The organism is Pseudomonas monachiensis (assembly GCF_047345015.1).
GTDB classification, from domain to species: domain Bacteria; phylum Pseudomonadota; class Gammaproteobacteria; order Pseudomonadales; family Pseudomonadaceae; genus Aquipseudomonas; species Aquipseudomonas monachiensis.
The window spans coordinates 2633638-2653405 of record NZ_CP178857.1; the positions used below are offsets into that span (position 1 = coordinate 2633638).

At 60.2% G+C, this 19768-nt stretch carries 11 protein-coding genes and 2 riboswitches; of the genes, 5 read left to right on the forward strand and 6 right to left on the reverse strand.

All coding sequences use genetic code 11. The features are described from left to right. The first annotated feature begins 491 nt into the window (after positions 1 to 491). The gene (locus tag ACMDB8_RS11895) at positions 492 to 1577 is read left to right on the forward strand and encodes an ABC transporter substrate-binding protein (RefSeq protein ID WP_056724399.1); all 1086 of its coding nucleotides are present in this window, start codon (positions 492 to 494) and stop codon (positions 1575 to 1577) included. A 6-nt stretch (positions 1578 to 1583) separates the two neighbouring features. Here ACMDB8_RS11895 and ACMDB8_RS11900 read toward each other — a convergent pair whose 3' ends face one another. Further along, a complete protein-coding gene (locus ACMDB8_RS11900; protein ID WP_056724401.1) occupies positions 1584 to 1802 on the reverse strand; it encodes a DUF2970 domain-containing protein in 219 nt (72 codons plus the stop codon). Positions 1803 to 1981: 179 nt separating this feature from the next. On the opposite strand from ACMDB8_RS11900, the gene ACMDB8_RS11905 reads away from it, so the two are divergent. Next, positions 1982 to 8578 carry an NEL-type E3 ubiquitin ligase domain-containing protein gene (locus ACMDB8_RS11905; protein ID WP_409078976.1) on the forward strand — a complete coding sequence of 2199 codons (6597 nt, stop codon included), beginning with the start codon at positions 1982 to 1984 and terminating at the stop codon, positions 8576 to 8578. 53 nt (positions 8579 to 8631) lie between these two features. Here ACMDB8_RS11905 and metH read toward each other — a convergent pair whose 3' ends face one another. Next, complete coding sequence (metH, locus tag ACMDB8_RS11910) at positions 8632 to 12342, reverse strand: methionine synthase (protein WP_056724404.1); 3711 nt, start codon at positions 12340 to 12342, stop codon at positions 8632 to 8634. Positions 12343 to 12498: 156 nt separating this feature from the next. Here metH and ACMDB8_RS11915 point away from each other — a divergent pair, with 156 nt between their 5' ends. Both ACMDB8_RS11915 and nfuA read left to right on the forward strand, forming a co-directional pair. Next, entirely contained in the window at positions 12499 to 14808 is a 2310-nt protein-coding gene (locus ACMDB8_RS11915) for a fatty acid cis/trans isomerase (protein ID WP_409078975.1), read from the forward strand. Between the two features lie 189 nt (positions 14809 to 14997). After that, positions 14998 to 15582, forward strand: coding sequence for a Fe-S biogenesis protein NfuA (nfuA, locus tag ACMDB8_RS11920; protein ID WP_007912592.1), 585 nt, complete (start codon positions 14998 to 15000; stop codon positions 15580 to 15582). 101 nt (positions 15583 to 15683) lie between these two features. Here nfuA and cobM read toward each other — a convergent pair whose 3' ends face one another. The 4 genes from cobM to ACMDB8_RS11940 form a co-directional block, all read right to left on the reverse strand. Continuing rightward, entirely contained in the window at positions 15684 to 16430 is a 747-nt protein-coding gene (gene cobM, locus ACMDB8_RS11925; protein WP_056724408.1) for a precorrin-4 C(11)-methyltransferase, read from the reverse strand. Between the two features lie 85 nt (positions 16431 to 16515). Further along, complete coding sequence (locus tag ACMDB8_RS11930; protein WP_056724410.1) at positions 16516 to 16929, reverse strand: cobalamin biosynthesis protein; 414 nt, start codon at positions 16927 to 16929, stop codon at positions 16516 to 16518. Continuing rightward, positions 16926 to 17633 carry a CbtA family protein gene (locus ACMDB8_RS11935; protein ID WP_409078974.1) on the reverse strand — a complete coding sequence of 236 codons (708 nt, stop codon included), beginning with the start codon at positions 17631 to 17633 and terminating at the stop codon, positions 16926 to 16928. The genes ACMDB8_RS11930 and ACMDB8_RS11935 overlap by 4 nt, the downstream gene beginning before the upstream one ends. Before the next feature lie 11 nt (positions 17634 to 17644). Further along, complete coding sequence (locus ACMDB8_RS11940) at positions 17645 to 17836, reverse strand: CbtB domain-containing protein (RefSeq protein ID WP_223542775.1); 192 nt, start codon at positions 17834 to 17836, stop codon at positions 17645 to 17647. Between the two features lie 121 nt (positions 17837 to 17957). Beyond that, positions 17958 to 18183: riboswitch (cobalamin riboswitch) on the reverse strand. 194 nt (positions 18184 to 18377) lie between these two features. Beyond that, positions 18378 to 18590: riboswitch (cobalamin riboswitch) on the forward strand. Positions 18591 to 18693: 103 nt separating this feature from the next. On the opposite strand from ACMDB8_RS11940, the gene cobW reads away from it, so the two are divergent. Further along, positions 18694 to 19764 (forward strand): cobalamin biosynthesis protein CobW, encoded by a 1071-nt coding sequence (gene cobW, locus ACMDB8_RS11945; protein WP_317850386.1) that lies wholly within the window; start codon positions 18694 to 18696, stop codon positions 19762 to 19764. Positions 19765 to 19768: the final 4 nt, after the last annotated feature.

Genomic DNA, 19768 nt, shown 5'->3' on the forward strand with positions numbered 1-19768 from the left:
AACAGCGGCGTTTTTTTGGCTTGCTGGCGTCCGATAAAACCTCGGCAATTCTGCGCGCACGGCCGCGCACTCCCTACGGAGCCGGGGCACGATACCAGTTTGCAGTTATGCGTAAAAGTGATGTTTGAGCATATGTAAAGAACCAAATCGCCTAATGATAAACGTTGATGCAAAGACCCTGTTTGTGATGCGGGCAATCGTCGTCTTTACTCTGCTCGAGTCTTTATGCAATCACCGATAAAACCGACAAGAGGCGATGCAATGAGCAACCCAACCAAAGCACGGAAAAGCGATAGCACCGTTGATGCATGGGCAATTTTGTTCCTGATCATTCTGGTCGTGGGGACGGCGGTATTCTGGGTCAGTCATCAATAAGCGACACCGTCCGGGCCCGGTTCCGACGATTGTCTGACAAAAACCGGAAAAATCGCCGTTTTACGGATGTTCGCTGGCTATAATGCGCGGCGAATTTCCGGGGGCTCGGACGACCAATGCTGAAGTTTCTGTGTGGCGTATTACTGACGCTGGGCATGGTCTTGGGACCTTGTGCCCAGGCGGCGTCAGTGCTGTTCCTGAATCCGGGAACCCCCACCGAGGCTTTTTGGGTGAGTTATTCGCAGTTCATGCACGCCGCGGCGACTGACCTGGGGATGGACTTGCGCATCCAGTATTCCGACCGTGTCTCCGAAAACACTCTCCGCCAGGCTCGCGAAGCCCTTCAGGGCCACCATCGTCCCGACTACCTGGTGTTCGTCAACGAGCAATACATCGCCCCCGAAATCCTGCGGCTGGCCAAGGGCAGTGGGGTAAAGCTGTTCATGGTCAACAATGCCCTGACCCCGGATCAGATGAAGCTGGTCGAAGCCCGGCCTGACAAGTATCCCGATTTGCTCGGCAGCCTGGTGCCCAACGACGAGGAGGGCGGCTACCTGATGCTCAAGGAGTTGATCCGACAGCACGGCCCGGTAGCCCCCGGCCAGACCATTGAGTTGCTGGCTTTTTCCGGATTGAAGATCACCCCGTCCGCGCAATTTCGCGAGAAGGGCATGCGGCGTGCCTTGGCCGAGCACCCCGAAGTGCGTTTGCGGCAATTGGTGTACGGCGGCTGGACCCGGCAACGTGCCTGCGAGCAGGCCCGGTTGCTGTTCAAGCGCTACCCGCAGACGTCGCTGGTCTGGGCTGCAAATGACGAAATGGTGTTCGGCGTGATGCAGGCGTATGTCGAAGCGGGAGGTGTGCCGGGCAAGGGCGTGCTGTTCGGCGCGATAAACAATTCACCCGCTGCGTTGCAAGCGCTGCTGGACCATCGCCTGAGTGTCTTGCTGGGCGGGCACTTCACCCTCGGTGGCTGGGCGCTGGTGCAATTGCATGACTACGATGAAGGTGTGGACATCAGCCAGTACGGCGGCCGTGACCGGCAGATTCCGTTGTTGCAGCTGATCGATCGGACGCAGGCCAGGCGGTTGCTGGCGATGGACACCGCGCAGGACTTTGGCGTGGATTTCCACAAACTCTCGGCCAAGGGACGTCCCGCGTCCTGGCGTTACCCGTTCACCCTGCAAACCCTGATGCACTGAGTCTGATCAAACCCCGGCCAGAAGCAGCACCAGCTTGACGATGCCAAACAGCGTCAATGCAAACACCGCCGTGAACATTATCCCCAGAATCACGAAATGACTCGGCTTGCCGTGAGTGAAATCTCGGGCCCGGTTCTTCCCGCTCTGCACCCCGAATGCCGCCGCCATGACGCTGTGCAGCATTTGCCAGAAGGTCGGCGGCTTGTTGTCGGCTGGATCGGCCATAAGTCCCTCGCCTGTCAGTAGGTCCTCAGAGCATAGACAATCCAGCGGCCGGTGGTGGGCTCGGCCGGTCCGCGGATCGACGTATTTTGAAATCAGTCTTGAGCGGTGCGATAACTATCTACCGCAGATGCGGTTCGCTGAAATGGTGTCCTGTCGTTCCATTTTTCAGGAGCGACACTATGTCTACCCATCCTCCATCCGTGCCCCGTCAACATTTGGTTCCGGGCCGAAACAGCATTCATCGCGAACTGCTTGAACAACAGACGCCTGATTGGTTGATCGATGCCACGCCGCAGCGGCGAGCTGCCATAAAAGCGAGCGGTTCGCTCCCGCCGCAGTGGTACCAGCGAGCATCCCGCGAGCAAAAGCAGGCACTGAAAGACCTTTTCAACGACAGTTTTGTGTCCCAGGCCCGGCTCGACAAGACGATGTCGTCGCTGCCGGACGCCGAAAGCTTTGCCGAGCCGATACTGCGCAAGGCCTTGAAGGAGCAATTTGGTGTTGAGGTCGACGTCAACAAAACCCTGGTGTGCCTCAGGCGGGCGCTGGAAGTCAGCGCCCTTGAAATAGAGATCGCCTCGTTCGAGGTGATGAAACTTTCGTTGTTGCAAGCGGCATTGCACAACTTCGAAGCGTCCGAGTGTGAGGAGGGCGCTTTTCATCGCGGGTCCGGGTTTGTGATCGAGACATCGACGCCAGGCACGTTCGAGGTCGCTACCTTCAGCATGTCGGTCAGGCAGTTCCTCTCACTCTGTCGCAAGCTGGATATCGGCGCGCAGTATCAAACCCGACTGAAGGCGTTTTTCCAGCCAGCGGATGCGCAGAAGGAAACGGCATTGCGCGAGCAGTTCGTTGCCAGCCAGAAAGCGGCATTGAAGGCAGCAGCCGAACTGGCGCTGCTGAAAAAGGACATCGAGCCCGACGATTACGAAATGATTCTTTCGGTGGTTAACGGCGAAGTTCATCCCCGTCTTGGCAACAGGCCTGTCTGGTTTCGCGACCTGAGTTTGATGAAACGCAGGATGACAGGCTGCGTCGTGTTCGGCATCTGTGAACAATATCGCTATAGCAGCGATTTCATCGTTTACATTCCCCATGATCCGGAACATCCGCTCAAACGCTATACCCCTGAGCGGATGAGGGCGGAATTCAAGCGGCAATTCACAGCCCTTGGCGCATCGCCGTCGAGTGATGGCCCGACGGAGCACCAGCGGTATTTCAGCCAATTCGTCGCTTACGCCGACCGGCCTTACTATTTCAGTCAATTCAACCGTAAAGCCGCGGATGCTCCCGCCGATCCATTGCACTCCATTTGGGTGAAAGTCGCGCAGTACATTCCCGTGCTTTCTCCCGTCGCCCGCATCAAGGAGTTGCCACCTGAGCATTCGGTCAAACGTGAGCGGGTCGAAGATCCCTACCTCGATCCTGTTGACGTCACTCGCAAAGGCGCGGCCGGAATCTGGTCCGCCAACACCGATCTGTGGACTTATCTCTACGAGCAAAACCGCGCCAAGGTGATCGCCGATGCACGCAGTCATGCTGTGCCCACGGCTGACGTCGATGCAACGGTGCGGGCGAAAAAGCTCAATCACCTGCTGGAAATCGGCATGCTGGGCTTGAACATGGTGTCGATGTTCGTACCGGTGCTGGGCGAGATCATGCTGACGGTGATGGCCGGGCAATTGCTGTACGAGTCGTTCGAGGGTGCGATCGAGTGGAGTGAGGGGGATCGCACCGCGGCCAAGGCGCACCTGATCGACGTGGCGGAAAACCTGGCGCTGATCGCGGCGATGGCCGGGGCCGGCAAGGCGCTGGGCAAGCTAGTGCCACTCGCACCGGAGCCCGTGATCGAAGGGCTGGACGCCATCAAGCGTGCCGATGGCACGACTCGGCTGTGGAAACCCGACCTGAAGGCCTATGAGCGCAACGTTGAGCTGGGCGATGACACTGTCCCCAATTCCTTGGGACAGTTTCGCGCGAACCGCAGGACTTACATCCGCCAGGCGGGCAAGGTGTATGAGATCACCTTTGATTCATCAGTGAAAAAATGGCGCATCAAGCATCCGTCCGATACCGGGGCCTGGCGGCCGATTCTCGAACACAACGGCCACGGTGCCTGGCGCCATACGCTGGAGCGTCCTCTGGAGTGGGACCGTTTGACCCTGTTGCGGCGCATGGGCCATGCGACCGAGGCCCTGACGGACGAACAACTGCTCACCCTCGCCGATGCCAGCGGTGCCACTGACAATGCCTTGCGCAAGATGCACCTCGATCACCTGCCTCCGCCTCCGGGGCTGGTTGAGTTGTTGTCGGCGTTCGAGGCTGCCCCCGGTAGCTCCGAGGCGGGCAAGGGGCCGGTGGCGATGTTGCGGCGAGCTTGCCCGGGGCTGAGTGAATCCGCAGCCAACAGGGTGTTGCAGGATGCCAATGCCGAGGAGCTGGCGCGGTGGCAAACGACGCGGCGGATCCCCTTGAACATGCTTGAAGAGGGCCGCTGGTACGCACGCCAAGGGCGCGTCAACCAGGCCTTTGCCGGGTTGCATCTGGAGCGTATGGCGTCGGCGGACAGCCGATGGCTCGCCCTGCATTCCCTGGAAAAACTGCCGGGCTGGTCCGACAGCGTGCGCCTGGAAGTGCGCGACGGTCACGTCGAGGGGCCGCTGATCGATGGCATTGGCAGTCAAACTGCCGTCACGCGCAAATATGTGGTCAAGAAAGGACCGGCTTACCAGGCGTTTGATGAGCGCGGCGAGGAGCTCAACGGCATTCCTCGAAATGAAGACAATTTTTACTCGTCGATCATGCACGCCTTGCCCGACTCAGCGCGACAGGCGCTGGGTGTTCCCCATGTGGCTCAGGGCAGCCAGTTGCGCAAGGCAATCATCGACCATGCCGTTGCCCATCGTAGCGAGCTGGCACAAAGCCTGGAGACACGCACTGGCAAGCACGCGAACTTCAAGCCTCCGGTCCGGATCAACGAACGGTTGGTGGGGTACTACGCCAGCGGGCGCGGGCATGGGATCAATCCTTCGCTGGCGAGTCGGGTTCGGGATGTCTATCCGGCGCTGACCGAACAGCAGGCCAACGGATTTGTCCTGGCGCAGCTGCGTGCGGGGAAAACCGACGGGCAGATTTACGGTTTGTTGCAGACCCGCCTGCGCGAGTGGGAGACGCTTGAGGCTACACTCGATCATTGGGTGGGCGAGCCATCGCCGAACGCTGCCCTGGAACTCATGTTGGGTGGCAAGGCCTCGGTCGCGCAGAGCCTCAAGCAAAGCTGGCGCAACTCGCCGTTGGCTGCAGAGCAGGCGCGCTTCACATTGCTTGAGCTGACCTGTGACCAAGCGCTTCCTTCGTTGCCTGCCGATTTCTCCCATGTGCGTGATCTGTACGTCCGGGGCCGCTGCATCACCGATGCCAATGCCGATGCACTGCTGGGCAATTTCCCCAAGTTGAGAAAACTGCGGATCAACGCCACGGGCAATCAGTTCAGCAATGTGCCCGAAATCATCGGTACGATGCCGGAGCTCACCGATCTGAGCCTGTACTCATCCGCTCCCTACGCCGCCGACATGCCGACGAGGCTGGGCGCGTTGACCAGGCTTGAGTACCTCAATGTCTATTGTTCGGCGTTTACGCCGATTGCGCTGGATGTCAGCCAGTTGCGCAATCTGCGCCTGCTGGAAGTGCTGGCACCTTCATTGTTCGAATGGCCCGCCGGGGTGCTCGAACTGCCGCGACTTGAGCGATTGAATCTCAAGCGCACCGGGATCAGGACATTGCCGGACGGCATTTTCAACGGACATGAAACACTCTGGTCCGGACTGTCGCTGGACTGGTCGAATTTCCTTCGTGAAAACTTCAGGCCGGCGTATGAGTACGCCAAAAGCCTACCCCCGCACCTTGTCGATCTCGAGGAAATGGTCAGGGACTACAGCAAGGGTGAGTTGAGACGCCTTGGCGAAGGCCTCAACGAGAATTACGAGACCTTGTTCAATCGGTTTGTCGAGCAGTGGCCGGACGCCGAGGCGAGGTACGGAGCGATCGAAGCCTTGAGTGAGCAAAACACTGTACTCAACCGCAACCTCAATGATTGGGGTGAAATGCCGATAGCGGTCAATGAAATGACAGGCCGGATATTAGCGACAAGCTCCCTGAGAGCCTGCTGGCGCAAAGGCGTATTCAAGCGCTACGGCGCTAGAGCCGATGCCTCGGTGCTCGACTTGCCTAATCTGGGGCTGAGTAGTTTTCCCGAGTTGCCGGCCGGTGCTTTCCCGGAAGTGCAAACGCTGTATTTGCGAAGCAATCAAGCGCCCGCAGCACAGATTCGCGGTTTCATCAGCGGTTTTTCCGAACTTCAAACACTCGAATTGCGTGGTTGCGGCCTGACCGAAATCCCCATCGGACCCAAAGATCTCGGAAAATTGACTCAACTGGATCTCTCCAGTAACGCGATTGTTGTCGATTCCGGGGTTCAGCAAGGTCTCGATGGGTTGAAGATGCTCGAATATCTGGACCTTGGCAGCAACCCCCTGAACACCCTGGACGTCAGCGCAATGACTCACCTCAAGGCCTTGAACCTGCGCGCGACAGAGCTGGGGGAGTGGCCGGCAGGTGCCCAGGACTTGCCGGATCTGACCTGGCTGGATTTACGCGACAGCAAAATTTCCGAGCTGCCGGGGGCGGTGCTGGAAAATGAGGCGTTGCTCAAAACCAATCTCGGCGGTTCGCCCTTGACCCCTCAGGCTGACGCAATGCTCCGGACCGCCTGGCAGCGAATAGAAGCGGCCAGAGTACTTCCAGAGGGCACCCTGCAGCGGTTCGCCCTGGAGCCGATACCGCTCGGTTTTCCGCCGTCCGAGAGTGGGTTTTCCATTGCGCAGCATTTGCTGACGCTGCCTGAGGTACCGGCGGGAGAAGGGGCCGAGGTTTTCACAAGGCGTCTGCAACGTTTAAAGCCGGCACTGGCGGATGATGAGGCCTTGCAAGCGCTGGAACAGATGCGCGAGCGCGGGGTGACCGAGGTGCAAATCAGCGAGCGCCTTGCCGGTTGGGAACAGACCTTCGAAGCGCTTACGCGTCAGTTGAACGGCTGGATCTTCACACGGGGAGTACGCGACACAGGCTGGATAATATCTTCAAGCATTCGCCGGTTGGGCGCCTTGCGCATCCTCGAATGCTGGCGCCAGGGCCTGGCCGGCGTGGAGGGGGTTGCCAATGCCGTTTTGGATCTGAGCGGCCTGCAACTGGGCGATCTCCCTACGTTGCCGGGAACATTCGACCACGTTGGCAGGCTGGACCTGACCGGAGTAAAACTGACCCGAACAGGCTCCGACGGGTTCCTCGCCGCCTTTACCCGGCTCAAGACCCTGGAACTCAATGGCAATGGGCTGGAGGCAGTACCCGAGCCTGTCCAGCACATGGATAGGCTCGAGCGCCTGGAGCTGTCTTCGAACCGGCTGGACGATGCCGAACACCTGTACGACTCGTTAAGCAATCTGGAACGTCTGAACCAGCTTGACCTGAGCTACAACGAACTGGAGTCCTTCGACCTCGACGTTTTCGAAGCGCTGGTGACACTCGATCTGCGCAATAACAATCTGACGCAATGGCCTGGCGGTGTGCTGGATGCCGCCCACCTCCGGGTCCTGAACCTGAGTGGTAACGGCATCACATCGGTTCCGGCGCAGGCGCTGGATGGCAATCACAACGTCCTGATGATCGGCATCGACCTGAGTGATAACAACCTGGTGCTTGAGAGTCTCGAGCGCTTGAGGGACTACCGTGACTCGGGAGCACGGGACACCGTGCTGGGCCTGTCGCGCGATGAACTCGACGAGTTACTCGATGATGCTCAAGACCAAGGCGACAGTGACAGCATTGAGTCGGATGAAGAACTCCCTGACGTTGAGCCTGATTCCGCGCAACAGGCCCCTTGGCTGGCCAATGCGCCCCCGGAGGAACTGGCCGGTAAAAGCGAAATCTGGAATCAACTGGCGGCCGAGCCGGACAGTGCTGCGTTCTTTCATTTGCTCGAGCGACTGCAAGACACCCGGGAGTTTCGGGTGGCCAATGCCGATTTGACACGACGGGTCTGGACAGTGATGGAAGCCGCGGCCAGCAACAGCGAACTGCGGGAGGTTCTGTTCGCCAGTTCGAGTACTCATGGCACCTGTGTCGACGGGCGAATCCTCACGTTCAGCGGGCTGGAAAGCAAAGTATTCACCCACAATGCCTTGCTCGGCATTGCGCCTGGAGGCCTGAGTGTGAAGGGGCAGGCACTGCTGAAGCTGTCCAGGCAACTGTTTCGACTGGACAAGATCGATGATCTGGCGACCAAGGCCGCGGCTCGATCCGGTGGGGATGAGGCCGAGGTGCGCCTGGGTTATCGAATCGGCCTGACGGAGGGTTGGGATGACGGCCTGATCCTGCCGGGTCAGCCGAAACACATGACGTATGCGTCGGGCGTCACGCGGCAACAACTGGCGGACGCGCGCGCGGAGGTCGTCAATGCGGAGCAGTCCGACGGGTTTTACGAAGACTTGATCCAGCGCGACTATTGGGTGAGCTATCTGAAGGAGAAATACCCTGAAGAGTTCACGGCACTTGATGAAGCGGAGAATCAGGCGGGGGAGGAGGATGACGTCGATGACGCTGCCCTTTTGACTCAGATGTTCGAACAGACGGCGGCGCGCAACGCGAAGATGATCGAGTTGTCCCGCAAGGAGGTTGTGGGTGAAGAACCGCAACCAGGGACATCGGCCGGGAACAGCTGAATCAGCCGCTGGACAACCACTGTGGGAGCGAGCTCGCTCCCACAGTGGGTCACTCAGTTGTCGTAACCCAGGTTCGGCGCCAGCCAGCGTTCGGTCACGCTCAACTCCTGGCCTTTACGCGAGGTGTAGCTCTGCACCTGGTCCTTGTCGATCTTGCCCACGGCAAAGTATTGCGCCTGCGGGTGAGCGAAGTACCAGCCGCTGACCGCTGCCGCCGGGAACATCGCGTAGTGTTCGGTGAGGAACACGCCGCTGCGACCTGCGCGCATTTCCTGGGCCTCTGGGTCGAGCAAGGCGAACAGCTGGGCTTTCTCGGTGTGGTCCGGGCAGGCCGGGTAGCCTGGTGCCGGACGGATGCCGCTGTACTGCTCCTTGATCAGCGCTTCGTTATCCAGCACTTCATCCTTGGCATAACCCCAGTAGTCTTTACGCACCTGCTGGTGCAGCCACTCGGCGCAGGCCTCGGCCAGGCGGTCGGCCAGGGCCTTGACCATGATTGAGTTGTAATCGTCGCCGGCGTCCTGATAGGCCTTGGCCACTTCTTCGGCGCCGATCCCCGCAGTGGTGATGAAACCACCCACGTAGTCAGTCACTTCACTGTCCTTGGGCGCGACGAAGTCGGCCAGGGAGAAGTTCGGCTTGCCGTCGGTCTTGATGATCTGCTGGCGCAAGTGATGCAGCTTGGCCATCGGCTTGCCGTCATCGCCATAGAGCTCGATGTCGTCGTCATGCACCTGGTTGGCCGGCCAGAAACCGAACACCGCGCGGGCGCTGATCAGCTTCTCGTCGATCAGTTTGGTCAGCATTTCCCGGGCATCCTTGTACAGCGAGGTGGCGGCTTCACCGACCACTTCGTCCTGGAGGATGCGCGGAAACTTGCCGGCCAGGTCCCAGGAAATGAAGAACGGCGTCCAGTCGATGTATTCGGCCAGGACGTTGAGGTCGATGTTGTCCAGCACCCGGGTACCGGTGAAGGTCGGTTTGACTGGCGTGTAGCTCGCCCAGTCGAATTGCGGCTTCTTGGCGATGGCCGCACCATAGCTCAGACGCTCAGTGCGGGCGCTGCGGTTGGCGGTGCGCTCGCGAACCTCGATGTAGTCCTGGCGGGTTTTCTCGACGAAACCGGCCTTGAGCTCCTTGGACAGCAACTGCGTCGCCACGCCCACGGCGCGGGAAGCGTCAGTGACGTAGATCACCGCATCGTTGCTGTACTTGGGTTCGATTTTCACCGCCGTGTGCGCCTTGGAGGTGGTGGCGCCACCGATCATCAACGGCAGGTGGAAGTCCTGGCGCTGCATTTCGCGGGCGACGTGGACCATCTCGTCCAGCGACGGGGTGATCAGGCCGGACAGGCCGATGATGTCGCACTTCTGTTCCTTGGCCACTTGCAGGATTTTCTCCGCCGGCACCATCACGCCGAGGTCGACGATGTCATAGCCGTTGCAGCCCAGCACCACGCCAACGATGTTCTTGCCGATGTCGTGCACGTCGCCTTTCACCGTGGCCATGAGGATCTTGCCCTTGGCTTCAGGCTTGTCGCCTTTTTCCAGTTCGATGAACGGGATCAGGTGGGCCACGGCCTGCTTCATCACGCGGGCGGATTTCACCACTTGCGGCAGGAACATTTTGCCGGCGCCGAACAGGTCGCCGACGATGTTCATGCCGGCCATCAGCGGGCCTTCGATCACTTCGATCGGGCGGGCGAAGGACTGGCGCGATTCTTCGGTGTCTTCGACGATGTGAGTGGTGATGCCCTTGACCAGGGCGTGCTCCAGGCGCTTGTTGACGTCCCAGTTGCGCCACTCTTCGGTCTCGGCTTCCTTGACGCTGCCGTCGCCCTTGTACTTGTCGGCGATGGCGAGGAGGGCGTCGGTGCCTTCCGGGGTGCGGTTGAGGATCACGTCTTCCACGGCATCACGCAGTTCCGCCGGGATCTGGTCGTAGATCTCCAGTTGCCCGGCGTTGACGATACCCATGGTCAGCCCGGAGCGGATCGCGTACAGCAGGAACACCGAGTGGATCGCCTCGCGCACCGGGTTGTTGCCACGGAACGAGAACGATACGTTGGACACGCCGCCCGAGGTCAGCGCATACGGCAGTTCGTCACGGATGTAGGCGCACGCATTGATGAAATCGACGGCGTAGTTGTTGTGTTCTTCGATACCGGTGGCGACGGCAAAGATGTTCGGGTCGAAGATGATGTCTTCCGGCGGGAAGTCCACTTCGTTGACCAGAATGTCGTAGGAACGTTTGCAGATTTCCTTCTTGCGCGCTTCGGTGTCGGCCTGGCCGGCTTCGTCGAAGGCCATCACCACCACGGCGGCGCCGTAGCGCTTGCACAGCTTGGCGTGATGGATGAACTGCTCGACGCCTTCTTTCATGCTGATCGAGTTGACGATGCCCTTGCCCTGGATGCACTTGAGGCCGGCTTCGATCACTTCCCACTTGGAGGAGTCGATCATGATCGGTACGCGGGAGATGTCCGGTTCGCCGGCAATCAGATTGAGGAAGGTCACCATGGCCTTCTTCGAATCGAGCATCCCTTCGTCCATGTTGATGTCGATCACCTGGGCGCCGGCTTCAACCTGCTGCAGGGCGACTTCCAGGGCTTCGGTGTAGTTGTCTTCGCGGATCAGGCGGGCGAACTTGGCGGAACCGGTGATGTTGGTGCGCTCGCCGACGTTGACGAACAGCGAGTTGCGATCGATGGTGAACGGTTCAAGGCCCGAGAGGCGGCAGGCCTTCGGGATGTCCGGAATCTGGCGCGGGGCATAACCGGCCACGGCTTTGGCGATGGCTTCGATGTGCCCCGGCGTAGTGCCGCAGCAGCCGCCGACGATGTTCAAGAAGCCGCTCTGGGCGAACTCTTCGATGACCTTGGCGGTTTCCGACGGCAGTTCGTCGTACTCACCGAATTCGTTCGGCAGGCCGGCGTTCGGGTGCGCGGAAACGTGGGTGTTGGCCTTGTTCGACAGCTCTTCGAGGTACGGGCGCAATTCTCGGGCGCCGAGGGCGCAGTTCAGGCCGACGGAAATCGGCTTGGCGTGGGCCACGGAGTTCCAGAACGCTTCGGTGGTCTGGCCCGACAGGGTACGGCCCGAGGCGTCGGTGATGGTGCCGGAGATCATGATCGGCAATTCAATGCCCAACTCCTCGAACACGCCTTGTACGGCGAAGATCGCCGCCTTGGCGTTGAGGGTGTCGAAAATGGTTTCGATCAGGATCAGGTCGGCGCCGCCTTCGATCAGGCCCTTGGTGGACTCGGTGTAGTTTTCCACCAGTTCATCGAAGGTCACGTTGCGGTAGCCGGGGTTGTTCACGTCCGGGGACAACGAGCAGGTGCGACTTGTAGGACCGAGCACGCCGGCAACGAAGCGCGGCTTGTCCGGGGTTTCCAGGGTCTTGGCGTCGGCGACCTTGCGCGCCAGGCGCGCGCCTTCTACGTTTAATTCATACGCCAGGCCTTGCATGCCGTAGTCGGCGAGGGAGATCTGGGTGGCGTTGAAGGTGTTGGTTTCGAGAATGTCGGCGCCGGCGTCCAGGTAGGCTTTTTCAATGCCGCCAATCACATCCGGGCGAGTCAGTACCAACAGGTCGTTGTTGCCTTTGACATCGCTTGGCCAGTCAGCAAAGCGTTTGCCACGGTAATCCTGCTCTTCGAGCTTGTAGCTCTGGATCATCGTGCCCATACCGCCATCGAGAATCAGGATGCGCTCTTTGAGGGCGTGCTTGAGAGCTTGAAGGCGAACGCTGCGATCGGACATTTGGACTACTCGGTAAGGCCATGACGAAGGGCCGGGATGATAGCAAACCTGTGCGCTTTTGGAGCATGACTCGAATTTGCATGAATATCGTTCATGTTGGTAAGGATGACAGACCGGTAGAATCGCGGCGTTTTTTCAGGATTCAGGACCAGGGACATGTCGTATCGCTTCGTCATCGGCACATTGTTGTTGTGTTTAAGCTGGGGCGCTCTGGCGCAAGGCCCGGTGATTCCCACTGCCATTTCACCTGCTATTTCCTATAGCCGTGACATTCAACCGATCTTCACTGAAAAGTGCGTGGCCTGCCACGCCTGCTACGACGCCGCCTGTCAGCTCAACCTGGGCAGCGGTGAGGGCGCGGCACGTGGCGCAACCAAAGTCCCGGTCTACGACGGTGACCGTCGTCAGGCGGTTGCACCGACCCGACTGTTCTATGACGCTTCCGGCAAACAGGCCTGGCAGCAAAAGGGCTTTTATTCGGTACTCGATACCCAGGGCAGCCAGGCTGCACTGATGGCGCGGATGCTGGAGCTTGGCCACAAGACTCCGTTGCAACCCAACGCGAAGTTGCCGGAAGACATCGTCCTGGGCCTGAATCGGGAAGACATGTGTGCCATGCCCGGGGAGTTCGACGGCTACGCCGCCAGGCATCCAAAAGAGGGCATGCCGCTGGCAGTGACCGGCCTGACCGACCAGCAGTACCAGACGCTGCAGCGCTGGCTGGCGGCAGGCGCGCCGATCGATCAGCTGGCGCTGGCGCCCAGCGCCAGGGAAGCCTTGCAGGTGGTGCAATGGGAAAACCTGCTCAATGCGCCGGGCGCCCGGGAAAGCCTGGTGGGGCGCTGGCTGTTCGAGCACTGGTTCCTCGCCCATCTCTACTTCAAGGACGGCGAGCCTGGGCATTTCTTCCAGTGGGTGCGTTCGCGCACCCCGACCGGCCAGCCGATTGACCTGATCAACACCCGTCGCCCGAACGATGATCCGGGCACGCAGTTCTACTATCGCTTGTGGCCGGTGCAGGGCGTGATCGTGCACAAGACCCACATCACCTATGCGCTGAGTCCGGCGAAACTGGCGCGGGTCAAGAGCCTGTTCTACAGCGGCAACTGGCAGGTCGACGCATTGCCGGGCTATGGACCGCAGAGCCGGGCCAACCCGTTTGCCACCTTCGAAGCGATTCCGGCCCAGGCGCGCTATCAGTTCATGCTCGATAACGCCGAGTACTTCGTGCGCACCTTTATCCGTGGGCCAGTGTGTCGCGGTCAGATCGCCACGGACGTGATCCGCGATAATTTCTGGGCGCTGTTCCAGGCGCCCGAGCACGACCTGTATGTCACCGATCCGAATTATCGCGGGCAAGCCACGCCGTTGCTGGCCATGCCGGGGCAGAACGATGATGTCGGCAGCGTCCTCAGCCTGTGGCACGACTACCGTGACAAGCGAAATGAATACGAAGCCTTGCGCCGGGACAGCTACGCCGATGAGCCCGCGCCAAGCTGGTCGACCCTCTGGGCCGGCAACGACAATGCGTTGCTGAGTATCTTCCGCCATTTCGACAGTGCTTCAGTGACCAAGGGTCTGATCGGCGAGGTGCCGCAAACCGTATGGCTGTTCGACTATCCGCTGCTGGAACGCACCTACTATCAATTGGCGGTGAACTTCGATGTGTTCGGCAACCTGTCCCACCAGGCCCAGACGCGCTTGTATTTCGACCTGATCCGCAACGGCGCCGAGCAGAATTTCCTGCGCCTGATGCCCGCCGATTCCCGGGATGACTACCTGGACGACTGGTATCAAAACAGTGGCAAATTCAAGATGTGGCTCGACTACGAGACCATCGATGACGACAAGCCGACCGCGCTGAAGCTGAACCCGGCTGATCCCAAGCGTGACTTTGCCAATCAGCTGCTGGCCCGATACGGCGACCTTAATGCCAGGCCCGACCCGATCAATCGCTGCGACGGCGCCTATTGTTCACGGCCGAACATCGACCCGGACCTGCAAAGTGCCGAGCAGGCGCTCAGTCGCCTGACTTCGCGTCCGGCTGCGGGGCTGAAGGTCATCGACCTGTTGCCGGAAGCCACTATGCTGCGTATCGAAACCAGCAGCGGCAAGCGTGAGGTCTACAGCCTGCTGCGTAACCGTGCCCATAGCAACGTGGCGTTTTTGCTCGGTGAATCACTGCGTTACCAACCGGGGCTCGACACCCTGACGATTTTCCCGGGTGTGCTCAGCAGCTACCCGAACTTCATGTTCAACATCCCGGCCGGGCAAGTGCCGGCGTTTGTGGATGCGATGGAACGCGCCAAGGACACCGACAGCTTCGAGAAAATCGTCGAACGTTGGGGAGTACGTCGCAGTCATCCGCAATTCTGGTTCTATTTCCATGATCTGAGCCGCTACATCCAGGAAAACGATCCGGTGGAAGAGGGCGTGCTGGACATGAACCGCTACGAGAACCTTTGAACCACTGGGCCCTCCTGTAGGAGCTGCCGCAGGCTGCGATCTTTTGATCTAAAAAACAAATCAAGAGATCGCAGCCTGCGGCAGCTCCTACAGGGAGAGATCATCGGGATCTTTTCCCGACAAAAATACTAGGACTTTGTCCGGCGCGTTGATTGGCGTAAACTGCGCCCAAGCCTGCGAGGAGTTTCCATGACCGCTATTACCATCACTGACGCCGCCCACGATTACCTGGCTGATCTGCTCTCCAAGCAGAACACCCCGGGCATCGGCATTCGCGTCTTCATCACCCAGCCTGGCACCCAGTACGCCGAAACCTGCATTGCCTACTGCAAGCCGGGCGAAGAAAAACCCGAAGACACCGCGCTGGGGCTCAAAAGCTTCACCGCGTACATCGACCACTTCAGCGAAGCTTTCCTGGACGATGCCGTTGTCGACTACGCCACCGACCGCATGGGCGGCCAGCTGACCATCAAGGCGCCAAACGCCAAGGTACCGATGGTCAACGCCGACAGCCCGGTCAACGAGCGCATCAACTACTACCTGCAAACCGAGATCAACCCCGGGCTCGCCAGCCACGGCGGTCAGGTCAGCCTGATCGACGTGGTCGAAGACGGCATCGCCGTCCTGCAGTTCGGCGGTGGTTGCCAGGGCTGCGGCCAGGCCGATGTGACGCTGAAGGAAGGCATCGAGCGCACTTTGCTCGAGCGCATCCCTGAGCTCAAGGGTGTTCGCGACGTGACCGACCACACGCAGAAAGAAAACGCCTACTACTAAGTAAGGTGTTCGCTGCGGCATAAAAGACCGCAGCCTTCGGCAGCTCCTACAGGTGTACGCATTCTGTTGTAGGAGCTGCCGAAGGCTGCGATCTTTTGATTTTAAGGGCGGTAGAGATGCGCATGCCCCGCGCGATACAGCGACGACTCGCTGAAGTGGTCACTGCCCAGCACCCGTCCCACCAGAATCAACGCCGTACGGCGAAAGCCCTTGGCTTCAACTTTCCCGGCAATATCCTCAAGCGTGCCCACCACCCAATCCTGATCCGGCCAGCTCGCGCGGTGAACCACTGCAATCGGGCAATCGGCGCCGTAATGGGGCAGCAGTTCCTCAACGATCTTCGCCAGGTGATTGACCCCCAAGTGAATCGCCATGGTCGCGCCGTGCTGCGCCAGGCTGGAGAATTCCTCTCCGGGAGGCATGGCGGTTTTGTCGGCGTAACGCGTCAGGATCACGCTTTGCGAAATGTCCGGCAGCGTCAGTTCCGCGCCCAAGAGCGCAGCGCAAGCGGCTGTGGCCGTCACGCCAGGGACGATTTCGAACGCAATGCCCAGCTCACGCAGATAGCGAATCTGCTCGCCAATGGCGCCATACAGGCTCGGATCGCCGGAGTGCACCCGGGCCACATCCTGGCCCTTGGCGTGGGCGCTCTTGATCAGGTCGATGATCTGTTCCAGGTGCAGTTCGGCGCTGTTGACCACCTGTTCGGCACAGTGACCTTCCAGCACGGCGGCAGGCACCAGGGAGCCGGCATAAATGATCACCGGACAGCTGCGAATCAGCCGCTGGCCCTTGACGGTAATCAGTTCGGGGTCGCCGGGACCTGCGCCAATGAAGTAGACGGTCATCGTCGGTTCCTGTGGGGAAAAAAAGGGGCTGAACAGGGCTTCAGATGAAGAATGTTCATGATCAAAGGCGGGGATTATCGGTTTTTTACGCAGCGCCAGCCAATGCCAGGGTTGCCTGGGCATATTTTTGTCGTGGAATCAGCAGCTTTGCCGGGGCCTGGGCCAATTGTTCCGCCAGCGCCAGGGCGGCGCTTTCCGCCACGCCGTAGCAACCGGTGCGTTCAAAGGCTATTTGCGATTGATGACTGAGTTGCGGTTCATAAGCGGCCAGTTGTTCACTGCTGAAATACATCAGTTCCAGGCCAAGCTGCTGAGCCAGTTCGATCAGCGCAGGTTCGTCGCGCTTCAAATCGATGCTGGCCAGTGCCTTGATTGCATGCAGGGGAATTTGATGCGCGGCCAACGCCTGGTCGAGCAGCGCTCGCAACGTGCTGACAGGGCAGCCTCGCTGGCAGCCCAGGCCGACCACCAGGGTCGGCGCTGTGCTGATATCCGTCATGCGTGGTATTGACCATCGCTTTTGCGACGGAACAACCAGGCGCTGATCAGGCCCAGGGCCAGCCAGAACGCCACGTTGGTCAGTTGCGAAGCGATTTTGAACTGGGTTTCCAGCGCCTCTGGAGCGAGCATCGAATGCACTTGCGGTTGCGGTGCGCCAATCACATGGGGAACGGCGAGGATCGCCGCACCGAGGACTTTCATCAGCCAGTGACGGCTGAACACGATCAGCGCGATACCGACGGCGGTGGAGGCGGCGGTACCGATCCACCACAGTTGCCGTTGTGCCAGGTCGGCCGCGGCAGTGCCTGGCAATTCAGGCGGCAGGCCGAGGGTCGGCGCGAGCACGAAGGTCGCGTAACCGGCCAGGCCCCAGAGCAGGCCCTGCGAGGTTTTGGTCGGCGCACGCAAGGTGTACAGACCGGCCAGCATCAGGGCGAAACCGACGGCCACCACCAGGTTGCCACCGGTGGTCGACAGCACGCGCTGCCAGCCATCTTCCGGCTCCCAGGCTTGTGCATCGTGGGTGTGGGCAGCCATCGCACCGTCGGCGTGTTCATGCACTTCAACAGCGGCCGGTTCGGATTTTTCGTAGGTCTCGGCCTGCAAAATCAGCGGGGCGACCCAGAAGCTTTGCAGCAGCGTCAGCAACAGGGCGGCCAGCAACCCGGTGAAACCTGCGGTTTGCGCAATACGCTTGATCATGTCGACAGCTCTCAATGGCACGGAAACGCGGAGCTGTGGCGGGTATCGTGGGCGGCATTGTGCACCGCTTCGATGTGCGAGAAACCGGCAAAATACACAAGGCACGCGCCCAGGATCGACGCGCAGACGGCAACGGTCAGACGTTGGGTCAGGGTTGAGGTGGTGCTCGCGGCTGTGTGTTCGGCGCTGCTGATGATCGACATGGCGTTTCCCTCTGGTCTGTCAGCGGGGAATAAGAGCGCATGCAAAAACCCGCGCGACCAGGCGCGCAAGGTTTCGAACAGCGCCCGCCCACCGCGGGTTTGTTGGTTCAGTGACCGTACTGGTCACTTTGTGTTGCGGGCCGGTCTCCGGGCTCACGAGGGGCGAAGGCTTGCGCCTGAACCTGAAAACGTCACCTTCCCATGCCGCAGTGGCACAGTGGATCTGACGCTTCGCTCGCTTACCGTTGCGGGGGCAGCACCGGACTGACATGGCTTAAGAGTAAAGCACATGATTCACCGGTTTCCCGTTTCACCCTGTGAAGGGCACCCGTAACAAGGCGTGTAGGAGAGCATGGGCGGGGGTTGGGCGTCAATTGGCAAGGGTTCTCACTTGAGACTGAATGATGCTCGGCTCTTTGTAGGAGCTGCCGAAGGCTCGGGCCGCGTTCGGACGATCTTTTGATCTTGTTTTTAAAAGGGAAATCAAAGGATCGCAGCCTTCGGCAGCTCCTACAGTGATTGACCGGTCTTCCCACCATGCGTAGCCTTGCGCTTTCGAGGTTCTTCGGCATTTGCCGAAGCTAAGAAGGGAACGCGGTCGATGCCGCGGCTGCCCCCGCAACTGTGAACGGTGATGTTCGTTGCCACGCCACTGCAGGCTCAATCCATGAGGCCGGCGGGAAGGCGCAGCGAATGCCAGGCTCAAGGCCGGCACACCGTCAGCCAGGAGACCTGCCTCGTCACAGATTCTCACTTTCAACCGGGCGGGGTGATCCGGTGGCGAACTCTTCAGGCACGCGTGTCCGCGTTGCCGGTCGTCGTCCCGTATGCCCGCCACATTAGCCATAGGGCATCCGATGAAAACACTGGCCAAACTCCCCGTCACCATCGTTACCGGCTTTCTCGGCTCGGGCAAGACCACGCTGCTGCGGCACATGCTCGATAACGCCCAGGGTCGCCGCATCGCGGTGATCGTCAACGAATTTGGCGAGCTGGGCATCGACGGTGAAATCCTCAAGCAGTGCTCCATCGGTTGCACCGAAGAAGAAGCCAACGGCCGTGTCTATGAGCTGGCCAACGGCTGCCTGTGCTGCACCGTCCAGGAAGAATTCTTCCCGGTGATGCGCGAACTGGTGGCCCGTCGCGGCGATCTGGACCACATTCTCATCGAAACGTCCGGTCTGGCGCTGCCAAAGCCGCTGGTGCAGGCCTTCCAGTGGCCGGAAATCCGCAGTGCCTGCACGGTGGATGCAGTGATCACCGTGGTCGACAGCCCGGCCGTGGCCGCCGGCACCTTCGCCGCGTTCCCGGATCAGGTCGACGCCCAGCGCAAGCTCGACCCGAACCTGGACCACGAATCGCCGCTGCACGAACTGTTCGCCGACCAACTGGCAAGTGCTGACCTGGTGATCCTCAACAAAGCCGACCTGATCAACCCGGCGGACCTGGCCCGCGTGCGCCTGGAAGTCGCCGAGGAATTGCCGCCGGCGGTGAAAATCATCGAAGCCAGCAGTGGTCGCCTGCCGCTGGACGTGCTGATCGGCCTGGGTGCCGGCTCCGAAGAACACATCGACAGCCGTCACAGTCACCACGACCATCATCACGATGGCGACGACGATCATGATGACCACGATCACGACGCCTTCGATTCGATCTCCATCGAACTGCCGCAAGCCGACGAAAGCCTGCTGCTGGACGCGCTGACCCAGTTGGTGGTCCAGCACGGCATCCTGCGGGTCAAGGGTTTTGCGGCGATTCCGAACAAGCCGATGCGCCTGCTGATCCAGGGCGTGGGCACGCGTTTCGACAAGCATTTCGACCGCCAGTGGGGTGCTGAAGAAGCGCGCGTCACCCGCCTGGTGCTGATCGGCCAGGAACTGGACGCCGCTGTTCTCCAAGCGCAATTGCGCGCCGCGCTCAGCGTGTAAGCCC

What these genes read in the sequence shown, in the direction of transcription:
- nfuA (WP_007912592.1), top strand. Translation starts at nt 14,998, where the DNA reads ATGACCGCTATTACCATCACTGACGCCGCCCACGATTACCTGGCTGAT.
- cobM (WP_056724408.1), bottom strand. Translation starts at nt 16,430, where the DNA reads ATGACCGTCTACTTCATTGGCGCAGGTCCCGGCGACCCCGAACTGATT.
- ACMDB8_RS11935 (WP_409078974.1), bottom strand. Translation starts at nt 17,633, where the DNA reads ATGATCAAGCGTATTGCGCAAACCGCAGGTTTCACCGGGTTGCTGGCC.
- ACMDB8_RS11905 (WP_409078976.1), top strand. Translation starts at nt 1,982, where the DNA reads ATGTCTACCCATCCTCCATCCGTGCCCCGTCAACATTTGGTTCCGGGC.
- ACMDB8_RS11940 (WP_223542775.1), bottom strand. Translation starts at nt 17,836, where the DNA reads ATGTCGATCATCAGCAGCGCCGAACACACAGCCGCGAGCACCACCTCA.
- ACMDB8_RS11900 (WP_056724401.1), bottom strand. Translation starts at nt 1,802, where the DNA reads ATGGCCGATCCAGCCGACAACAAGCCGCCGACCTTCTGGCAAATGCTG.
- ACMDB8_RS11895 (WP_056724399.1), top strand. Translation starts at nt 492, where the DNA reads ATGCTGAAGTTTCTGTGTGGCGTATTACTGACGCTGGGCATGGTCTTG.
- ACMDB8_RS11930 (WP_056724410.1), bottom strand. Translation starts at nt 16,929, where the DNA reads ATGACGGATATCAGCACAGCGCCGACCCTGGTGGTCGGCCTGGGCTGC.
- ACMDB8_RS11915 (WP_409078975.1), top strand. Translation starts at nt 12,499, where the DNA reads ATGTCGTATCGCTTCGTCATCGGCACATTGTTGTTGTGTTTAAGCTGG.
- cobW (WP_317850386.1), top strand. Translation starts at nt 18,694, where the DNA reads ATGAAAACACTGGCCAAACTCCCCGTCACCATCGTTACCGGCTTTCTC.
- metH (WP_056724404.1), bottom strand. Translation starts at nt 12,342, where the DNA reads ATGTCCGATCGCAGCGTTCGCCTTCAAGCTCTCAAGCACGCCCTCAAA.